This window comes from Streptomyces sp. RKAG290, assembly GCF_023701695.1.
GTDB lineage: Bacteria > Actinomycetota > Actinomycetes > Streptomycetales > Streptomycetaceae > Streptomyces.
On sequence record NZ_JAJOZC010000001.1, the window covers coordinates 2,629,247 to 2,649,129 of the forward strand.

Genomic DNA, 19,883 nt, shown 5'->3' on the forward strand with positions numbered 1-19,883 from the left:
GGAGCGATGCCCCGTACCACCGCGCCCATGACCACGCCCACAGCCACCGGCTCCACACCAGTGCCGGCACCCGCACCCGCGCCCGCACTCACCACCACCGGCTCCGCGCCGACACCTACACCCGCACCCGTCGACCCCACCGGCACGCTCGACGCCATGTCGTCGTGGGAGGAGCTGGTCACCTCGGCGCTGCTCGGCACGGACCGCCGCCCGCCCGGGACGGCATCCGGCGGCCCGGACGGCGCGGCAGCCGCCCTGCTGAACGCCGCCGCGCTGCACACCGTGCGGCGCCGGGCAGGCCTGCTGCCCGCACCGGCGGCCCCTCGCCCCGAACCCGCACCCGCCGACCCGCGGCCGCCCCTGCCCGAAGCCGCCCGGAGACGGCTGGACCGGCTGCTCGCGGACCGGGCGGCACCCAGCGGTTCCGGCGGCCGGCGCGGCACGGCACCCGATCTGACGGAGCTGATCCCGCAGTGGCTGACCACCGCCGGTGTGCACGGCTACCGGGCGCCGGACGCCGCGCTGCCCGCCCTGCTGGACGCGGCCCGGTCGCGGACCGATCTGCGGCCGCAGGCACTGGCGTTCGCCGGACCGCGCGGGCTGTGGCTCGCCGGGCTGAACCCCGAGTGGAAGTTCGCGCTGCGCGGTGCGTCCGGCACCTCGCTGCTGCCCGATGTGACCGACCCGGAAGCGGTGCGCCGGTTGTGGGAGGAGGGTCTGTTCGCCGAACGGGTCGCCCTGCTCGCGGCCGTACGGGCGCATGAGGCCGGCGCCGCGCTCGCCCTGCTCGCCACCACCTGGTCCACGGAGCGGGCCGAGGACCGGCTGATGTTCGCCGACTCCCTGCGCACCGGGCTCTCCGGCGCCGATGAGGACTTCCTGGAACGCGCCCTCGCCGACCGCAGCCGCAATGTCCGTGCGACGGCGGCCGAGTTGCTCTCCGCGCTTCCCGGATCGGCGCTCGCCGGGCGGATGGCGGCCCGCGCCCTGTCCTGCGTGAGCCCGGGTCTGACCGGCACCGAACCGTTCGTGACCGTGGAGGCCCCACACGAATGCGATACGGCGATGCAACGGGACGGCGTCGTGGCGCTCCCGCCGTCCGGGCGGGGTGAACGGTCTTGGTGGCTGGGCCAGTTGGTGGAGGCATCCCCGCTCGGCGTCTGGCCGGCCCGGTTCGGCGGCCGCGGTGCGCGGGAGATCGTCGCGCTGCCCGTGGCCGACGGCTGGACCGAGGAACTGCATGCCGCCTGGTGCCGGGCCGCCGTCCGGCAGCGGGACCCGGAATGGGCCCGGGCCCTGCTCGGCGCCCCCTCCACGCCCCCGTCGAACGGGCCGGGTACCGCGTCACTCGCCGAGCGGTCGAAGCTTCTGATCGTGCTGCCCGCCGCCGAACGGGCCGGCTGGGTAGCCGAGTTCATCGCGGCCCACGGCCTGTCGGAGGCCTTTCAGCTGCTGGGGGTCTGCCCGGTCCCCTGGGCGGAGCCGCTCGGCAGGTCCGTCGTCGACGCGCTCGACATCGCCCGGGACGCGGGGAGCTATCCGTGGAGCTTCAGTGGGGTGATGGGCCTCGCCGAACGCTGCCTGAATCCGGCCGAGGCGGACCGCCTGGAGGTCCTCACCACGACTCCCGACGAACCCGCGGACGCGTCGCCCGGAGCGAACGGCTACTGGTCGGAGGCGTTCCAGCGCCTGGTCTCCACCCTGCGGCTGCGCGCGACGATGGACGCGGAGCTGACACCGGACCGGTAGGACGGGCGCGCCCGTCACCGCGCGACGGCCTCACCCCGTGGCCGGCCAGGCCCGGCCGCCCGGCCCGGCTACCCAACCCGGGCTGGGCCGGGCGCATCGACCGGCACGCCCACCCACCCCGAACAGCAGGACATGGCGCCACCTCGAAGACAGGACATGGCGGCACCTCGAACCGGGCGCCGCCACCTCGGACCGCGCCACCTCGAACCGGGCGCCGTCCCGGAAACCCGAACACCCGGACACCCGGGCCCGGACACCCCGGGCCCGTCCGCACTCCCTGGCCGGCGGTGGGTTCAGGCTCCCGCCGGCTGACGGACGTGGGTGTTGACCCAGTCGACGATCTCGACCGTCGTCGCACCCGGGGTGAAGATCTCCGCGACGCCCTGCTCCTTCAGCGGTGCGATGTCCGCCTCCGGGATGATGCCGCCGCCGAAGACCTTGATGTCCTCCGCCTCGCGCTCCTTGAGCAGAGCGATCACCTTCGCGAAGAGCGTGTTGTGCGCGCCGGAGAGGATCGAGAGGCCGATCGCGTCGGCGTCCTCCTGGATCGCGGTGTCCACGATCTGCTCCGGCGTCTGGTGGAGCCCGGTGTAGATGACCTCCATACCGGCGTCGCGCAGCGCCCGCGCGATCACCTTGGCCCCGCGGTCATGGCCGTCGAGGCCCGGCTTGGCCACCACCACACGGATCGGACCGGTCACACCCATCACTGCCTCCACATGCGTCTCCCGTGCCTGAAGGGCCGGGGATGTGAACGAACGTTATCGACAGCATCCCGCAAGCCGCTGTTTCGCGGTGGACCGGGAGGGGGAAATCACACGTGGGACATGTTCACCGGGCACCGTCTCCCGCAGCATGCGGCACTCCAGCCGTGCGGGACCGGCCGCCAGGGGAGCCGCACGAGGTCGTCGTACCACCGCGCCGTCAGCCGCACGGCACGGTGGTACGGCTCACCGACCGCCCGCCGGCCGTCACCGCAGGTGACCGGAGGCGCGGCGAGCGGCGGGTCCCGGTCGGTGACAGGCCGCCCGGACCTCCGACACGGCGCCCCATGAGGGCATACGGGACAGGAGCCGCCTCACCCGGGTGCCGGAGCAGGAGGTCGACCATGATGGCCCTGCCCTTTCTTCCTCTACTGCTGCGCCGGTCGCTCCTGCGCACCACCTGGCTGCCGTCCGCCCTGCTGAGAGCGACCGCTCTGGAGCTGGTGGTGCTCGCCGGACACGCACTGCTGTACCCCACCGGCATCACCGGCGAGCGCAACACCACGCCACGCCCGGCCGACCCGGCCCCCGCTCCGGCCGGGACCGCCACGCTGCCCGCCGTGCGCCCCGACCGGCCGCCCGTCGTGCTCCTGCACGGCTTCATCGACAACCGCTCCGTATTCGTCCTGCTGCGCCGCTCCCTCGCCCGGCACGGCTGGCGCCATCTGGAGTCGCTCAACTACTCCCCGCTGACCTGCGACATCCGGACGGCCGCCGAGTTGCTCGGCCGGCACGTCGAGGAGATCTGCGCCCGCACCGGACATCGCGAGATCGACATCGTGGGGCACAGCCTGGGCGGCCTGATAGCGCGCTACTACGTACAACGGCTGGGCGGTGACCAGCGGGTGCGCACCCTGGTCACTCTCGGCACCCCGCACGCCGGCACCTCCGCCGCGCCCCTGGCCAGCGCGCACCCGATCGTGCGTCAGATGCGCAGCGGCTCGGCCCCGATCGAGGAGCTGCGCCTGCCCGCCCCCGGCTGCCGCACCCGCTTCGTCAGCTTCTGGAGCGAGCTGGACCAGGTGATCGTCCCGGCCGAGGCGGGCTGCATCGTCCACCCGGACCTCGACGTGACGAACGTCCGCGTCAGCGGGATCGGCCATCTCGCGCTGCCCGTACACCCGGCCGTGGCCGCCGGAGTCCGTCAGGCGCTCGACGCGCAGGAGCCGGCCCGCGGGACCGCCGGCGCCGCATCCGTGGCCTGAGCCCGGCGGGGTTCCGGGGCCGTCGGCCGCCCCGTCAACACCGCACGGTGCCCCACAAATAGAACGGGTTTCGAACATAGAGCCAAGGCTGTGTGAGCAGCTCGTCGAAAGACGGCCGATTGCCCGTTTCCTGAGTGCCCGGGAGCCGTGGAAGATTGTCGGCGTCGCATACCGCCGGGTACAGTCGCGGCCACTGCTTAGCCCCCGGAGTCCCCCACCGGTCCCCGGACACAGGTCCTGCTGCCGAGGCGAGAGAGAAGTTGGTGAACGACCAGCACCCCCACGCCGGGTACGCCGGATACGACGGCCAGTCCCAGGGCAGTTTCGACAGCGACCCGCTCTTCGGCTCCCTCCCCGGCAGCTACGACGGCTCGTACGACACCACGCAGGGCTACGCCGCCCCCTACGACGGCGGACAGGCCGGATACAGCGGCCAGTACGACTCCGGCCAGTGGGACACGGGCGCACACCTGACCGCCGGTTACGGCCACCCCGCCGACGGCACGGACTACACCGCCCAGCCTCAGCAGCATCCCCAGTACGACGCGGCACCGCAGTACGACTCCACCGCTTACGCGCTACCGGTCGACGGCTACGGCGCGAACATCCCGGCGCAGGGCGGCGACCCGGGCTCGTCCGGCCAGTGGGACACCACCGGCTGGTACCCGAACGGCCAGTGGGCGGGCACCGGCACGGCGGGATTCGACACCGGCGCGTACGACGCGACCGCCTGGAACACCGGCGCCACGCCCGAGCACGGACAGCAAACGCCGCAAACCGCGCCGGTATCGTACGAAGCCGAACAGACGACGCAGCATCCGTACGAGACGTATGAGTCCCACGAGGCCTACGAGACGTACGAGTCCTACGAAGGACACCCCCAAGCCGACGGGCAGGGCCACTCCCAGGACGAGGCGCACGGCCACGAGCAGGCCTCCTACGATCCGTACGAGCCCTACCGGACCGCCGAGTTCAGTCTCCCGCAGCTGGACCTCGACGTGGAGGGCCCCGAAGCCGGCGCGGACGACGCGGCCACCGGCCACGAGGCCGCGGCCCAGGACCCGGCCCCGGCCGCCGCGCACCGGCCCGCGGGCCGCCAGGTCTCCCGCGGTGGCGGCAGCCGCAGCCGCAGGCGTTCCCCGGCCAAGCGATCCGCCCTCCTCACCGTCGCCGTCCCCTCCGCCTGCGTGATGAGCGTGGCCGGCATCGCCGCCGCCTCCGTGGGCGGAATCGGCGGCGGCGAGGAGACGAAGGACGACACCACGTCGATGGCGGCCGCCGACCCCGGCACGGTCGAGCCGGTCGCCGCCAACAACAAGCTGGACACCCAGCTCGCCAACCTCAGCGCCGACGCGGAGAACTTCGCCGACCGCGCCAGCCGTACCCAGGAGCGCATCGACCTGAAGGAACGGCAGGACGCGGCGAAGAAGAAGCGCGAGGCGGAGGCCGCCCGCAAGGAGGCCCTGCGCCCCAAGTACGTCATGCCGGTCAAGCAGCACGGCCTCAGCGCGTACTTCGGGCAGGCGGGCGTCAACTGGATGTCCGTGCACACGGGCATCGACTTCCCCGTCCAGTACGGCACCCCGGTGATGGCCGCGACCGACGGCACCGTCCGGACGCAGTACAACACCGCGTACGGGAACATGGCCATCGTCACCATGGCCGACGGCACCGAGACCTGGTACTGCCACCTCAGCAGCACCAGGATCCGCTCGGGCTCGGTCAAGGCCGGAGACGTCATCGCGTACTCCGGCAACTCCGGCAACTCCACCGGCCCGCACATGCACTTCGAGGTGCGGCCCGGCGGCGGCGCGGCCATCGACCCGCTGCCGTGGCTCCGCAGCCACGACGTCGACCCGACCTGAGCCGGCGATCGGACAGCAGTTGCCGTCCGATCCGGCCGGCCCCGGCGTTACAGCTTCTGGACCGGCGCGTACCGCAGGAGCAGCTTCTTCGGCCGCTCGTCCCCGAAGTCGACCGTGGCCTTCGCCTGGTCGCCGATGCCCTCGACCGCCGTCACCGTGCCCAGGCCGAACTGGTCGTGGGTGACCCGGTCGCCGGCCACGAGCGTGATGGTCGGCTTGTCCGAGGTCCGACGGGTCGCGAAGCCCGAGGGGCCGGAGCGTGAACGGGACGCGGACAACGACGAGGTGATGCCCGCCGTCGGCCCCGCCGGGGCCGCCATCGGGCCCTTTCGCTTCCACTCCAGATGCTGGTCCGGGATCTCCTCCAGGAACCGCGACGGCGGGTTGTACGAGGGCTGGCCCCACGCGCTGCGCATCGCCGCCCGGGTCAGGTAGAGCCGCTCGCGGGCGCGCGTGATGCCGACGTAGGCGAGCCGGCGCTCCTCCTCCAGCTCCTTCACCTGTCCCAGCGCCCGCATGTGCGGGAAGACGCCGTCCTCCATCCCGGTCAGGAAGACCACCGGGAATTCGAGGCCCTTCGCGGTGTGCAGGGTCATCAGCGTGACGACGCCGGAGCCGTCGGTGTCCTCGTCGGGGATCTGGTCGGAGTCGGCGACGAGCGCGACCTTCTCCAGGAACTCGGAGAGGGTGCCCGCACCCTCCTCCTCGCCACGCTCCTGCTCGAATTCGAGCGCGACGGCGGCGAGCTCCTGGAGGTTCTCGATCCGGGTCTCGTCCTGCGGGTCGGTGGACGCCTGGAGCTCGGCGAGATAGCCGGTCCGCTCCATCACCGCCTCCAGCACCACCGCGGGGCCCGCGCCCGACTCGACGATCGTGCGCAGCTCCTCCATCAGCGTGTTGAACCGCTTGACGGCGTTGGCGGAGCGAGCGGCCATGCCGTACGCCTCGTCGACGCGGCGCAGCGCCTGCGGGAAGGTGATCTTCTCGCGCAGTGACAGGGCGTCGATCATCGCCTCGGCGCGGTCGCCGATGCCGCGCTTGGGCACGTTCAGGATGCGGCGCAGCGGGACGGTGTCCTCGGGGTTGGCGAGGACCCGGAGGTAGGCCAGGACGTCCCGGACCTCCTTGCGCTCGTAGAAGCGCACGCCGCCGACGACCTTGTAGGGCAGGCCGACCCGGATGAAGATCTCCTCGAAGACACGGGACTGCGCGTTCGTGCGGTAGAAGATCGCGACGTCGCCGGCCTTGGCGTCGTCCGCGTCGGTCAGCCGGTCGATCTCGTCGGCGACGAACTGGGCCTCGTCGTGCTCGGTGTCCGCGACGTAGCCGGTGATGCGGGCGCCGGAGCCGGCGTTGGTCCAGAGGTTCTTCGGGCGGCGGCTCGCGTTGCGCTCGATGACCGCGTTGGCGGCGGACAGGATCGTCTGGGTGGAGCGGTAGTTCTGCTCCAGCAGGATCGTGGTCGCGTTCGGGTAGTCCTCCTCGAACTGGAGGATGTTGCGGATCGTGGCGCCGCGGAAGGCGTAGATCGACTGGTCGGCGTCACCCACGACGCACAGCTCGGCGGGGGCGTCGGCGTCGCCGGCCGGGCCGACCAGTTCCCGTACGAGGGTGTACTGGGCGTGGTTGGTGTCCTGGTACTCGTCGACCAGGACGTGCCGGAAGCGGCGGCGGTAGTGCTCCGCGACGTCGGGGAACGCCTGGAGCAGGTGCACCGTCGTCATGATGATGTCGTCGAAGTCCAGCGCGTTCGCCTCGCGCAGCCGGGACTGGTACATCGCGTAGGCCTGGGCGAGCGTCTTCTCGAAACCGTCCGCGGCCTGGCCGGCGAAGGTCTCCTCGTCGATCAGCTCGTTCTTCAGGTTCGACACCTTCGCCGTGAACGACTTCGGCGGGAAGCGCTTCGGGTCGAGGTCGAGATCGCGGCAGACCAGGGCCATCAGCCGCTTGGAGTCGGCCGCGTCGTAGATCGAGAACGAGGAGGTGAAGCCGAGCTTCTTCGACTCGCGGCGCAGGATCCGTACGCACGCGCTGTGGAAGGTCATGACCCACATGGCGTTGGCCCGGGGTCCGACGAGCTGCTCGACGCGCTCCTTCATCTCGCCCGCGGCCTTGTTGGTGAAGGTGATCGCCAGGATCTGGCCGGGGTGCACCCCGCGCTCGGCCAGCAGGTGGGCGATGCGGTGGGTCAGCACGCGGGTCTTGCCCGAGCCGGCCCCGGCGACGATGAGCAGCGGGGAGTGGGCGTGCACGACGGCGGCGCGCTGCTCGGTGTTCAGCCCGTCGAGCAGCGCGGCGGCGTCGATGACCGGGCGGTGGGCCCCGTCGCGGTAGTACGCGTCGCGGGGCGGCGGGGGCCCGTCGAACACGCCTCCGAAGAGGTCCTCCGGCACCGCTTCGGGTGCGGAGTCCTCGGGGGGCGGCGGGGGCCCTTCCTCCGTGTGCTGGAGGCCGGCCAGGAAACTGTCGTCAAAGAGGCTGCTCATCGCTGTCCGAGTCTAGGCCGCCGCACTGACACCCCGGGGCCGCATGCCGAACCGTGGACCTTCCCGCGGGCACGCAAAGCGATGCCGCCTCCACGGAGTGTGGGTGAACCCCGTGCCTGACCTGCCTACACCGCACCCACCCCGCCAAGGTCACGAAAATGTATCGGGCATATCGCACATCAACCTTCACAGCGACACCATGAGTTGGCTAGCGTGCTCGTTCGGGCGGCCCGTACCCCCAGAGGCGAACCACGCCGAGCGGACGTCCACGCCGAATCCGGGCTGCCCCTGCGGGCGTCCGGACCGGGGACCCACACGCATCACCGGGGTGAATCGGTCCGCTTACTCCACCAGGACCGTAGGGCAGCCTTCCGTTCCGCCCGAACCCGACAGCTAACCCGGTAGGCGGTCCACGGAAGGAGATGCCGGCCTTGGCATCGCATCGCAAACCGCGCCCCAGGGTGCGCAGTACCACCCCGGCCGTCGGATTCACGACGGCCGCGCTCGCGTCGGTGACCCTGCTGTCCACGCAGAGCGCGCTGGCGGAGCCGGCTCCGAAGCCCAGCATCGAGGACGTGCAGAAGAAGGTCGACGACCTGTACCGGCAGGCGGGGACCGCGACCCAGCACTACGACCAGGCGAAAGAGGCGTCCGCCAAGCAGCGCACCAAGGTGGACACGCTGCTGGACGACATCGCCGCACGCGCCGACAAGCTGAACGAGGCCCGCCGGAAGCTCGGCAACTACGCCGCCGCCCAGTACCGCGACGGCACCCTCGCGCCGACCGCCACCTTCTTCCTGGCGGACGACCCCCAGTCGTTCTTCGACCAGACCCACCTCATGGACCGGATGGCCGAGCACCAGCAGCAGGCCGTCACGGACTTCCGTACCAAGCAGGCCGAGGCGTCCAGGAAGCGTGCCGAGGCGGTGACGAGCCTGGAGACGCTGACCGAGTCGCAGACGAAGCTGCGCACCAGCAAGCAGAACGTCCAGAACAAGCTGACCGAGGCCCGCACGCTGCTGTCGAAGCTGACCACCGAGGAGAAGGCGCGCCTCGCCGAGCTGGAGCGGAAGAAGAAGGCCGAGGCACAGCGCAAGGCGACGGAGCTGGCGAAGAAGCAGGCCGCCGCGAAGGCGGAGGCCGATCGCAAGGCCGGGGAGGCCGGTGACGCGGGGGTACGGGCACCGGGGCCGGGACGGGCTCGGACAGCGGCGCCACCACCAAGGCCGCGAAGGTCCTCGCGTTCGCCAGGGCCCAGCTGGGCAAGCCGTACGTCTGGGGGGCGACGGGCCCGTCCTCGTACGACTGCTCGGGGCTCACCCAGGCTGCCTGGAAGGCCGCGGGCGTCACCATTCCGCGGACCACCTGGGACCAGGTGGAGGTCGGCACCCGGATAGCCACGGCGGATCTGCAGCCCGGGGATCTGGTGTTCTTCTACGACGACATCAGCCACGTCGGCATCTACAAGGGCGACGGCATGATGATCCACGCGCCCAAGCCGGGGGCGAACGTGCGCGAGGAGTCGATCTACTACATGCCCATCTACGGCAGCGTGCGGCCGGCCTGAGCCGGACGGGAGACCCCGGGGCCGCCTTCCGGTGACCCCGGGCTGCGGGCCGGCTCGCACCGGCCCGCAAGGCAATGCGGTACGAACAGGAGCGAAGCGACCGTGAGGATCCCGGAAAGCGTTCGGGGCATGGCCTTCCGTGGGACCTTCGGCCAGGCGCGGCTGTTCTCGGCGGCCTGCACCGAACGCACGGCCGGGGTGCTGCTGCGGTACCTGGCCGACGAGGGACGCCCGGCGGACCAGGACCTCTGCGTGGCCGCGCTGGAGCTGCTGTGGGACACCGCGCCGCCTGACGCGGAAGCGGCCGGGGCCCTGCACCGCCGGCTGGGCGAACTGCCGGAGCTGGATCCGGCGCTGCGGCCGGACGCGGACGGCCTGCGGGCGGCGGCGGTGCTCGGGTTGAGGGCGCTGTTCTCCGGGGTCGCCATGCTCGTCGACGGGGGGCCGGACGGGGTGGCCGGGCCGTCCGCCTCGGCGCGGGAGCTGGCCCGGCTGCTGGACGCGGACGGGCACGGCGGCGGCCTGGCGGCCCAGGAGGAAGCGCTCCAGGACCGGGACGTCGGCCTGATCATGTCCTGGAGCCCCGGGGAACTGCCCCGGCACGTGCACGCGTTGCGCGCGGCGGCGGCCGGGACGGGCCGCGAACGGCTCGTGGTGGCGGAGGCCCGGTACGGCAGTGACCCGGGCGGAGTGGATCCGGCGCCCGCGCAGACCCGGCTCGCGGTCACGGCCACCGCCGACCGAGGCGATGTCGCGGCGGCCGAACAGCGGGCGCGGTACGGGGTGGTGGGCCGGATCACGGCAGGCCAGGACACGGGTTACTACCTGCGCGCCGACCGGTCGGCCGACCTGGCCGGGACGCCCGAGGAGCGGGCGGCGGCGGCCGGGGTGGACATCCTCGTGGCGGCCGACCCGGCGATGACGCGGGACTGCGTGGGCGAGTGGGTCGAGGACTGGGCCGGCGTGGAGGAGGCTCTGCGGCGGGACGGCCGGGAGGTCGACTGGGGCGCGGCGGACTGAGGGCCTGTCGTACGGGCCGGGCCGGCGGCGCTCAGTTCCAGAGCGTGGCGATGAAGATGTTGACGATCGTGAGTGCGCCCACCGCGGCGAAGAGACCCTTGTCGACCTTCTCCTCGTCCCGCTTGACGTAGACGAGCGCGAGGACGACGACCAGGATCAGCAGCTTGATGCCGATCTTGACGTTGTTCACGGGGTGGTCGTCGGCCTGGTCGAGCCCGACCAGCGCGACACCGGTGACCAGCATGGTCAGCGCGCCGTGCAGCATCCCCGGCACGAAGCGCGCCGTCCCCGCCCCCATCGCCTTCAGCTGAGTCAGGAAGCCGCCCAGCAGGGCGGCGATACCGATGATGTGCAGGGCGACGAAGACATCGATGAGTACACGCATGGGTCCGCAGCCTAGCCGCGGCCATATCAGCACTCCGCAGCCAGGTGGCCCTTACTGGCCACTTGGCCGATAAATGCCCCAATTGTCGGACTCTGGCGTAATTTTCCCGGTCATCGGGCAACAACGCAACGCCAAATCAAGGCAATAAGCGTCATTACGACTCTTACCCGTGCCCCGGGTTTAGCGTCCCTACCCAGGTGACCGGCTTCACCGCCGCTCCGCACCCGGACGGCACACTCCGGTCACCCCGCCGAGAGATCCGGCGGCGGGCCACTCCCCCTGTTGGTGACCCGCCGCCGGACCCGGGCGGGCCCGCCGGTAGGCCCCGACGGGCAGTCGACAGGAAGGACTCCCGCCCTCGTGGCCGCCCATCGCAAACCCAAGCAGCGCCTTTACACCGGCTCTGCTGCCCGCACCGCAGCAACCCTCGCCTTCGCCGGGGCCGCGACCGCTGCCGCGTTGCCGGGATCTGCGCACGCCGACCCGACGCCCACCACCGCGCAGGTCAGGGCCGAGGTGGACCGGCTGTACCGGGAGGCGGAGGCCGCCACCGAGAAGTACAACGGCGCGAAGGTGGAGGCGGCCGCCGCCGCCGAAGCGGTCGACGCGCTGCGCGACCAGGCCGCCAGGAAGACCGAGCGCCTCAACGCCTCCCGCGACAAGCTGGGCGCGTTCGCCGCGGCGCAGTACCGCTCGGGCGGGATCGACCCGGCCCTGCAGCTGGCGCTCTCCTCGGACCCCGACCAGTACCTGCAGCGCGCCTCGTACGTGGAGCGGGCCGGCGACCGCCGGGCCGCCGAGGTCCGCGCCGTGCAGCGCCAGGTCGCGGACGTGACCCAACTGCGCTCCGAGGCCGCCGGACAGCTGACCGACCTGGCCGCCGGCCAGGCCGAGCTGAAGAAGCACAAGGCCACGGTCCGGACCAAGCTGTCCGAGGCCCGGAAGCTGCTGGCCCGCCTGTCCCCGCCGAGCGCGCCGCGTACGACGCCTCGGACGGCAGCCGCGGCGCGGCGCACGCCGACCGCAGCGCCCCGCGCGGCTCCGACCGGGCGCCGAACGCCCGCGCCGCCGAAGCCGTCGCCTTCGCTTACGGGGCCCTGGGCAAGCCCTACGTCTGGGGCGCCACCGGCCCCTCCTCGTTCGACTGCTCCGGCCTCACCCAGGCCGCCTGGCAATCCGCGGGTGTCTCCCTCCCCCGGACCACGTACACCCAGATCAACTCCGGACAACGCGTCTCGCGGTCCGAACTCGCGCCCGGGGACCTGGTGTTCTTCTACTCGGGCATCAGCCACGTCGGGCTCTACATCGGCAACGGCCAGATGATCCACGCCCCGCGCCCTGGAGCCCCGGTCCGGATCGCGCCGATCGACCAAATGCCCTTCGCCGGAGCGACCCGGGTGGCATAGGCTCCCGTCCTTCCGACCGACCGGACAGAAGGACACCCGCGCATGCCCATGGACTTCGACGTCCAGACCCACGCCCGCACGCTCGCCCTGCGTTCCCCGGATCACCTCCGGGTCGGCCCGTTCACGGTGCGCCACAACGTGAACTGGTCGCTGAAGTACGCCAACTACGCCATCCCCGACCAGGGCGCCGAACCGACGCCCGGCGAACTCGACGCACTGATAGCGGCCTTCCGCGAGCGGGACCGGATGCCGCGCCTGGAGTTCCTGCCCAACTGGGCGCCCGCGGTCGAACCCGCTCTGCTGGCGGCCGGGTTCACCGTCGAGAACCGGGCCCCGCTGCTGGCCTGCGCCCCCGGCGGCCTGCTGACGCCGAAGGCGGTGGACGGCCTCGTGACGGCCGAACCGGCCACCGACGCGGAGTTCGACGCCGCCGCCCTCGTGCAGCACCTGGGATACGGCGGGACGGGCGAGCCCGAGGGCGGTGAGGCGGAGTGGCTGCGCAACGCGGCCACCGGCGGCGGCGTCGCCGCACTCGCGACCCTCGGTGGCATCCCGGCGGGCGCGGGCGGCTGCTCGGTCCCGGTCGACGGCCTCAGCGAGCTGGCCGGACTGGCCGTCGGCGCGGACTTCCGCCGCCGGGGCATCGGGGCCGCCCTCTCCGCCCACCTGACCCGGACCGCCTTCGAGCGGGGCTGCCGGGTGGTGTGGCTGGAGCCGGGCGACGCCGATGTGGAGCGGATCTACGCGAGCATCGGGTACCGCAGGATCGGCGAGAAGCTGAACATCTCGCTCGACCCGGAGCGAACGGCCGGCTGATCCGGGCCGTGGCCCCCGCCCGGCCTGGCCCGGCGGGGGCTCAGACCAGCCGGCGCGCCGTCGCCCACCGGGTCAGCTCGTGCCGGTTGGAGAGCTGGAGCTTGCGCAGCACCGCCGAGACGTGCGACTCGACCGTCTTCACCGAGATGAACAGCTGCTTGGCGATCTCCTTGTACGCGTAGCCGCGGGCGATCAGCCGCAGCACCTCGCGCTCGCGCTGGGTCAGCCGGTCGAGGTCCTCGTCGACCGGCGGCGCGTCCGTCGAGGCGAAGGCGTCGAGGACGAAGCCGGCCAGCCGGGGCGAGAACACCGCGTCGCCGTCCTGCACCCGGAACACCGAGTCGACCAGGTCGGAGCCGGTGATGGTCTTGGTGACGTAGCCGCGGGCGCCGCCGCGGATGACCCCGATGACGTCCTCGGCGGCGTCCGACACGGACAGCGCCAGGAAGCGCACCGGGTTCTCGACCGCGCCCATGAACGGGGCGCAGCGGCGGAGCACCTCGACGCCGCCGCCGCCCGGGAGGTGGACGTCGAGGAGGACGACCTCGGGGCGGGTCGCCGTGATGACGGTGACCGCCTGGTCGACGTCGGCGGCCTCGCCGACGACCTCGACGCCGGTCTCCTCGGTGCGGCCGATCTCGGCCTGTACGCCGGTGCGGAACATCCGGTGGTCGTCGACGAGCACGACTCGTACCCGGCGCTCCGGGCCCTCGTGGCCCCCGGTCGCCTCAGTGGTCCCGTTCATCGCTCGTCCTCTCCATCTCCAGCTCGACTTCCGTGCCCCCGCCGGGCACCGAACGCAGCCGGGCGGTACCGCCGTTGCGCTGCATCCGGCCGATGATTGACTCTCGTACGCCCATTCTGTCCCCCGGTACGGAATCCAGGTCGAATCCGGGACCGCGATCGCGCACCGAGACGAAGACCGTGCGGCCCTCGACCTCCGCGTAGACCTGTACGGCGCCGCCCTCGCCACCGTACTTGGCGGCGTTGACCATCGCCTCGCGTGCGGCCTGCATCTGCGCGGCCAGCTTCTCGTCGAGCGGGCAGTCGCCGACGACGACGACCTCCAGCGGGACGCCGTGCTTGTCCTCGACCTCGGCGGCCGCGCGTTTGACGGCCTCGGCCATGGTCTCGGGTTCGTCGTCCTCGTCCTTGCCGGTGCCCTCAGGGTTGTAGAGCCAGTTGCGCAGCTCGCGCTCCTGGGCGCGGGCCAGCCGGCGGACCTCGCCCGCGTCCTCCGCGTTGCGCTGGATCAGGGTCAGGGTGTGCAGCACCGAGTCGTGCACATGGGCGGCGACCTCGGCCCGCTCCTGGGCCCTGATGCGCATCAGGCGTTCCTCGGAGAGGTCCTGTGTCATGCGTACGAGATAGGGGCCGGCCAGCAGGGCGATGCCGGTGAGCACCGCGATGGCCGCGGTGAGGACGTTGCCGAGCTGGGCGGCCGAGCCGCGGACCACCATGAAGCCGGCCAGGCCGAGGCCGACCAGGGCGACTCCGGCGAGTCCCCGGGCCAGGTTCAGCACCCGGCGGCGGCTGCCGACCTCCATCCAGCGGGCGCGACGGGCGTTGTCGGCCTGCCGCCAGACCAGGACGGAGCCCGCGCCGATCAGCAGCGTGGGCCAGATGTAGCGGTCGGCCTTGCTGCCCATGTCGACGTTGCCGACGAAGATCACCGCGCCGATGAGCAGCGCGACGAGGGCGAAGACCTGGCCCCGGTCGGGCTTGCGGAGCCGGCGCCGGCCGTCGGGGGCGGTCTCGAAGACGGACCGCGGGCCGTCCACGCCGCCGACGCCGAGCGGCACGACGATCCAGAAAACGGCGTACAGGAGCGCGCCGAGGCCGTCCGCGAAGAACAGCCCGAGGAAGACGAACCGGACCCAGGCGACCGGCAGCCCGAGGTGTCCGGCGAGTCCGCGCGCGACGCCGCCGAGCAGCCTTCCGTCGGCGCTGCGGTACAGCTTGCGCAGCGGCGGCTCCTCCGGATCGGGGGCGTGGGAGCTGGCGGCTCGGGTCGTGGCGGCTGGCATGTCCCGATCGTCACACGCGCGCAGGGCCGGTGGCATCAGGGTCGGCCCCCACTTCGACCCTGAGAGCCGGGTGGGGGCGGCGCCCGGCCCCGGCGTCCCTCAGGGGTGCGGCGGACCAATATCAGGGATCGGCCAGGGTCGGGGCGGGTGCCGGACGGGCCCGGCGCCCGTCACCATGGAGCCATGACCGTTCCCCAGGATGCGCCGCCCGGCGTCGTACCGCCCCCGGGCCCGGCCCGCAGCTGCAGCGCAGCTCGCGGCAGAAAGTGGTGGCCGGGGTGTGCGGCGGACTCGGACGGTACTGCGACGTCGATCCGGTGATCTTCCGGATCGTGCTCGGTGTGCTCTCCGTGACCGGCGGTCTCGGGCTGATCTTCTACGGCTTCGCGTGGCTCCTGATCCCGCTGGAGGGCGAGGACGAGAACGAGGCGCGCCGGCTCCTGTCGGGCCGGGTCGAGGGGGCGTCGCTGATCGCGGTGCTGTGCGCGCTGATCGGCTGCGGCCTGTTCCTGTCCATGCTGGGCAACGGCGGCACGCTGGCGTTCGCCGCGATGCTGTCCCTCGCGGTCATCGGCTTCTCCGTCTGGACGCAGCACCGCAGGACGGCGGATCCACAGGCCCCGCTGCATCCGGCGGCCGCGCAGGCGGTGTCGGACGCGCCGCCCGAGGTGAAGGCGCCGCCCTCGCCGGGCAGCCCGTCCTGGTGGCGGGACCCGATCGTCAAGGACGGCACCACGGGCCCGGTGGGCCTCGGCTATCTGTGGGGTCCTTCGGACACGGTGATGGACGGCCGGGGGACCGGGAAGCGCAAGGCGTCGTCCGATGCCCCGTTCCGGCGGCGCGGGCGGGCCCGGGAGGACGCGGAGCCGACCTCGATCGCCGGTGCCGTCTTCCTGCTCGCGGTGCTGGCCGGCTTCCTGGGCGCGCGGCTGCACTGGGACTCCCAGCCGCTCGGTACGAGTCTGCAGATCGGCCTGGCCGCCGCGCTCGCGGTGTTCGGGGCCGGACTGGTGGTCAGTGCCTTCGTCGGCCGGACCGGCTTCGGCACGGTACTGCTCTCGGTGATCACGGCGGCCCTGCTGGCGGGCGCGTCCGCGCTCCCCGACGAGATCACCGCGCACTGGGTCCGCGAGGAGTGGCGGCCGGCCTCGGTCGCCGCAGTGCAGCCGCGCTACGAAGTGGGCTCCGGGGTGGCCGACCTGGACCTCAGCCGGGTCTCCGTCGCCAAGGGCGACACGCTCCGGACCCGGATGGAGGTCGGTGCGGGCCGGGTCGTGGTGCGCGTACCGAGGACGGCCACCGTGAAGGTGCACGCCCGGGCCGGCCTCGGCGACATCACGCTGCCCGGCGAGCCGCGGCCGGGCGACGTGGACGTCCGCCCCTCGCAGGACGAACGCCGGACGCTGCCGCCCGCCGCCGGCGGCACACCGGCCGGCACGGTCGAACTCGATCTGGAAGTGGGCATCGGACAGGTGGAGGTCACCCGTGCTGCGTCATGAGATCAGGCCCGGAAGGGCCGTCGCGGGCCTGGTGATGCTGGGCCTGGCGGCCGGTTACGCGGCGGATGCGGCGGGCCTCTGGGACGCCCCCTGGGCGTTCTTCGTCCCGCTCTTCGTCGGCGGTCTCTGGACGGCTGTCCTGACCACCTGGGTGGCCTACCGGATCCGGCGCCGCCGCGAGGTGAGAAGGGCGTCCAGGGAGAAGGACGCGGCGCCGCCGAGCACCAGCGGCAGCCAGGCCATGAGGTAGGCCAGGTCGTTGCCGAGGTAGTAGGGCGAGACCTGCCAGCTGACGGTCAGCCACAGGCTCAGCGAGATCAGCACCCCGCCGAGCGCGGCGATCCGGGTCCACAGCCCGAGCAGGGTGCCGATCCCGACGGCCAGCTCGCCGAACGCGATGGCGTATCCGAAGCCGGACGGGCTCTTGAGCGCGAGATCGACGAGGGCCGGGATCGCGGAGGAGTCCCGGACCGCGTTCATCGTCTCGCCGATGGAGCCGGCGCCGGTGGCGTGGAAGAAGGCGCTGTCGGTGAGCTTGTCGAGACCGGCGTAGATGAAGGTGACCCCGAGGAAGATCCGCAACGGCAGCAGGGCATGCTCCCGTGCCAGCTCCCCCAGGCTCCTGGCCTCGCCCAGACCGCGCCCGTTCGTGCCGTACCCGTGCATGGTTCTCCCGCCTTCCGCAGCCCGTCACCGGACCGCCGGGTCCCGTGCACAGAGCCATTCGACCCTCGCCGGACCGTTCGATCCGTCACCAGACACTACGTACCCGGCGAGGGCCCTGCTCACCAGGTGCGCCGCCGGAATCGGCGGGCCGCGGCGCGCAGGCGTCCGGACGGCAGCCGTGCCTCAGTCCGTCACGTCGATCTCGACCCGGTTCGACTCCGTACCCGCCGCCGTCACCACCTGTACCTCGACCACCCCCGGCTCCACCTCCACCGGCACCGGCACGGTCAGCACGGTGTCGGTCGGGTTGGCGAAGCCGCCGGGGACCGGGATCAGCGGGACGTGGACGTGGACCGGGCCGATCCGTACGACCATGCGGGCCAGCCGGTCGGGGGCGCCGGCGCCGGGCGGGACGAAGCCCGCGCCCCGGATCTCGATGTCGTCGCCGGTACGGATCGGGGCGTCCAGGTCCCCGGCCTCCCGGGCCCTGACCACGGACAGCACGACGGGCCGGCCGCTCTCGGTGTACTTCCCGGCGAAGTACGCCACCGCGGAGACGGCCACCAGCAGGGCGAGCCCCCAGGGCAGATCGGGCAGCTGCTCGGGGCGCCGGGCCAGCCGGACCGCGGCGAAGAGCACGGCGACGGTGGACACCAGCACGTACTGGACGTCGGTGAAGCCGCCCCGGCCGGAGTCGTCGGTCAGCAGATCGGCCGCGCGCGGCCGGTCGGCCCGCAGCTTCTGCAGCCGGCCGGACAGCACCCGTACGCTCACCACCCGCCGCACGACCACCGCGATGGCGCACACCAGGGCCAGCACGCTGACCACTCCGGCGCCGCGTGCCAGGTCCAGGCCCTCGATCAGCGCGTCGCGCTGGGCGTGCCCGGAGGCGCCCGCCAGCTGGAGCGCCAGCACGAGCACGGAGAAGACCGCGAGCAGCACCCAGGAGGCGGCGACGGCACGGGAGGTGGAGAGCCGGTTGTCCTCGCCGATCAGCGGGGCGAGGAGCCCACCGCGTGACCGGTGGACGTGTGCGGCCGCGGTCAGCAGCCCCGCGGTGACAAGGCCGGCGACCAGGCCGGCCGTACGGGCGTGGCTCCAGCCCGCCCCGATGGCGGTCGCGGCCTCGGCGATCGCCAGCACGGCCACCGCGCCCCACACGACGACCAGGGTGCGCTGCCACACCCGGTACAGCCAGGCGTCGCCCGCCTCGCGGCCGCGGTCGGCCACGGCGCGCGCCGACTGGGTCAGCTCGTCCGAGACCCACTGCCGGGTCGCGGACGCGGACTGGGCGACCCCGGTGGGCAGCCCCTGACCGGCGGCCAGTTCGTCCCGCTTGGCCAGGAACGCGGCCACCGCGCGCCGGTGCCCCTCACGCGCTCCGTGCGGGCAGTCGCCGCACGTACAGCCACCGCCGTGCGTGCCTTGTCTTGCCTCGTCCAACGCCACGGAGAACGCCGCCCTTTCCCGCCCCGGTACAGCCGTTGCTCAATCCAACTCTGCTGTGATTGCTGCGAATTGTGCCGTACGGAGTGGACTGCTCCCGCATCGGGGCACACCGGGCGGGCGGGATCGTCAGAACGTTCGAGCGATGCGCTGCCACTGGGGCTGGTAGTTGATCCAGGCGACCAGGTCGCTGCCGAGCTGTTCCCGGGTGGCGACCGCGTCCCGGTGCTCGATCAGCACCGGCTTCCCGGCCGCCCGCGCGGCCAGCTGCACCTGGCAGGACCGCTCCAGCGTGAGGAACCACCAGGCGGCCGCGTCCACCGAGTCGCCCACGGTCAGCAGCCCGTGGTTGCGCAGGATGACCGCCTTGCGGGCGCCCAGCGCGGCCGCGATCCGGCGCCCCTCGTCCTCGTCCACGACGACCCCCGTGTACGCGTCGTAGAGGGCGTGGTCCTCGTAGAAGGCGCAGGACTCCTGGGTGATCGGTTCGATCAGCTCCCCCAGCGAGGCCAGTGCGCGGCCGTGCACCGAGTGGGTGTGCGCGACGGCGACGACGTCCGGGCGGGCCCGGTGCACCTGGGCGTGCACGGCGAAGGCCGCCTGGTTGACGTGGTGGCGCCCCTCGACGACCTGGCCCTCCCCGTTGACCAGGATCAGCTCCTCCGGCCGCAGCCCCTCGAAGGGGGCGCCGAAGGGGTTGACCCAGAAGCAGCCGGTGAATTCCGGGTCGCGCGCGGTGATGTGCCCGGAGACGCCGTCCTCGTACCCGTACTCCCCGAACAGCCGCAGCGCCCCGGCCAGACGTTCCTTGCGGTACGCGCGTTCCTCGGCGGCGGAGGCGTGCACGGGCGGCATCGCGAAGTGGAGCTGGTCCACGGGTATGGGTGTGGGCTCGGGCATGGCGGCTCCTCGGTGCTCCCAGGCGTACGGGATCAGGCGTACGGGATCGGAAGTTACCGCCGGTTGCCGCAGGTGGCCAGAG

14 protein-coding genes, 2 pseudogenes and 1 riboswitch are annotated in these 19,883 nt (G+C 72.6%); of the genes and pseudogenes, 8 read left to right on the forward strand and 8 right to left on the reverse strand.

All coding sequences use genetic code 11. From position 1 onward, the window contains the following. Window positions 1–6: 6 nt before the first annotated feature. Window positions 7–1,749 (forward strand): DUF5691 domain-containing protein, encoded by a 1,743-nt coding sequence (locus LNW71_RS11135; RefSeq protein ID WP_250968110.1) that lies wholly within the window; start codon window positions 7–9, stop codon window positions 1,747–1,749. Window positions 1,750–2,042: 293 nt separating this feature from the next. On the opposite strand, the gene LNW71_RS11140 is transcribed toward LNW71_RS11135, so the two are convergent. Then, window positions 2,043–2,456 carry a cobalamin B12-binding domain-containing protein gene (locus LNW71_RS11140; protein ID WP_250968111.1) on the reverse strand — a complete coding sequence of 138 codons (414 nt, stop codon included), beginning with the start codon at window positions 2,454–2,456 and terminating at the stop codon, window positions 2,043–2,045. A gap of 401 nt (window positions 2,457–2,857) precedes the next feature. Between LNW71_RS11140 and LNW71_RS11145 the strand changes: the two genes are divergently transcribed. Beyond that, window positions 2,858–3,718, forward strand: a complete 861-nt coding sequence (locus LNW71_RS11145; RefSeq protein WP_374119384.1) for an esterase/lipase family protein — start codon at window positions 2,858–2,860, stop codon at window positions 3,716–3,718. 263 nt (window positions 3,719–3,981) lie between these two features. Continuing rightward, window positions 3,982–5,583 carry a M23 family metallopeptidase gene (locus LNW71_RS11150; protein WP_250968112.1) on the forward strand — a complete coding sequence of 534 codons (1,602 nt, stop codon included), beginning with the start codon at window positions 3,982–3,984 and terminating at the stop codon, window positions 5,581–5,583. Between the two features lie 47 nt (window positions 5,584–5,630). On the opposite strand, the gene pcrA is transcribed toward LNW71_RS11150, so the two are convergent. Beyond that, window positions 5,631–8,069, reverse strand: a complete 2,439-nt coding sequence (gene pcrA / locus LNW71_RS11155; RefSeq protein ID WP_250968113.1) for a DNA helicase PcrA — start codon at window positions 8,067–8,069, stop codon at window positions 5,631–5,633. A 259-nt stretch (window positions 8,070–8,328) separates the two neighbouring features. After that, a riboswitch (cyclic di-AMP (ydaO/yuaA leader) is annotated at window positions 8,329–8,493 on the forward strand. Here pcrA and LNW71_RS11160 point away from each other — a divergent pair. Together LNW71_RS11160 and LNW71_RS11165 are read left to right on the forward strand one after the other, a co-directional pair. Further along, window positions 8,492–9,636: pseudogene (locus LNW71_RS11160) on the forward strand (NlpC/P60 family protein). Its footprint overlaps the riboswitch before it by 2 nt. A 129-nt stretch (window positions 9,637–9,765) precedes the next feature. Then, window positions 9,766–10,656 carry a hypothetical protein gene (locus LNW71_RS11165; RefSeq protein WP_250968114.1) on the forward strand — a complete coding sequence of 297 codons (891 nt, stop codon included), beginning with the start codon at window positions 9,766–9,768 and terminating at the stop codon, window positions 10,654–10,656. Between the two features lie 31 nt (window positions 10,657–10,687). Here the strand turns inward: LNW71_RS11165 and LNW71_RS11170 are convergent, their stop codons facing one another. Continuing rightward, the gene (locus LNW71_RS11170) at window positions 10,688–11,041 is read right to left on the reverse strand and encodes a hypothetical protein (protein ID WP_250968115.1); all 354 of its coding nucleotides are present in this window, start codon (window positions 11,039–11,041) and stop codon (window positions 10,688–10,690) included. Between the two features lie 360 nt (window positions 11,042–11,401). Between LNW71_RS11170 and LNW71_RS11175 the strand changes: the two are divergent. Together LNW71_RS11175 and LNW71_RS11180 are read left to right on the forward strand one after the other, a co-directional pair. Next, window positions 11,402–12,447: pseudogene (locus LNW71_RS11175) on the forward strand (NlpC/P60 family protein). Window positions 12,448–12,489: 42 nt separating this feature from the next. Beyond that, entirely contained in the window at window positions 12,490–13,263 is a 774-nt protein-coding gene (locus tag LNW71_RS11180; RefSeq protein ID WP_250968116.1) for a GNAT family N-acetyltransferase, read from the forward strand. Between the two features lie 40 nt (window positions 13,264–13,303). Here the strand turns inward: LNW71_RS11180 and LNW71_RS11185 are convergent, their stop codons facing one another. Then, window positions 13,304–14,008, reverse strand: coding sequence for a response regulator transcription factor (locus LNW71_RS11185; protein ID WP_250968117.1), 705 nt, complete (start codon window positions 14,006–14,008; stop codon window positions 13,304–13,306). Further along, window positions 13,992–15,290, reverse strand: a complete 1,299-nt coding sequence (locus tag LNW71_RS11190) for an ATP-binding protein (RefSeq protein ID WP_250968118.1) — start codon at window positions 15,288–15,290, stop codon at window positions 13,992–13,994. Before LNW71_RS11190 ends, LNW71_RS11185 begins: the two co-directional genes overlap by 17 nt. A gap of 278 nt (window positions 15,291–15,568) precedes the next feature. Between LNW71_RS11190 and LNW71_RS11195 the strand changes: the two genes are divergently transcribed. Further along, the gene (locus LNW71_RS11195; RefSeq protein WP_374119385.1) at window positions 15,569–16,789 is read left to right on the forward strand and encodes a PspC domain-containing protein; all 1,221 of its coding nucleotides are present in this window, start codon (window positions 15,569–15,571) and stop codon (window positions 16,787–16,789) included. Window positions 16,790–16,945: 156 nt separating this feature from the next. Here LNW71_RS11195 and LNW71_RS11205 read toward each other — a convergent pair whose 3' ends face one another. The 3 genes from LNW71_RS11205 to LNW71_RS11215 form a co-directional block, all read right to left on the reverse strand. Next, on the reverse strand, window positions 16,946–17,455 hold the full coding sequence (locus LNW71_RS11205; RefSeq protein ID WP_250968120.1) for a DoxX family protein: 510 nt from the start codon (window positions 17,453–17,455) through the stop codon (window positions 16,946–16,948). Between the two features lie 183 nt (window positions 17,456–17,638). Then, entirely contained in the window at window positions 17,639–18,904 is a 1,266-nt protein-coding gene (locus LNW71_RS11210; RefSeq protein ID WP_250968121.1) for a hypothetical protein, read from the reverse strand. 126 nt (window positions 18,905–19,030) lie between these two features. Further along, window positions 19,031–19,801, reverse strand: coding sequence for a class II aldolase/adducin family protein (locus LNW71_RS11215; protein WP_250968122.1), 771 nt, complete (start codon window positions 19,799–19,801; stop codon window positions 19,031–19,033). Window positions 19,802–19,883 lie beyond the last annotated feature (82 nt).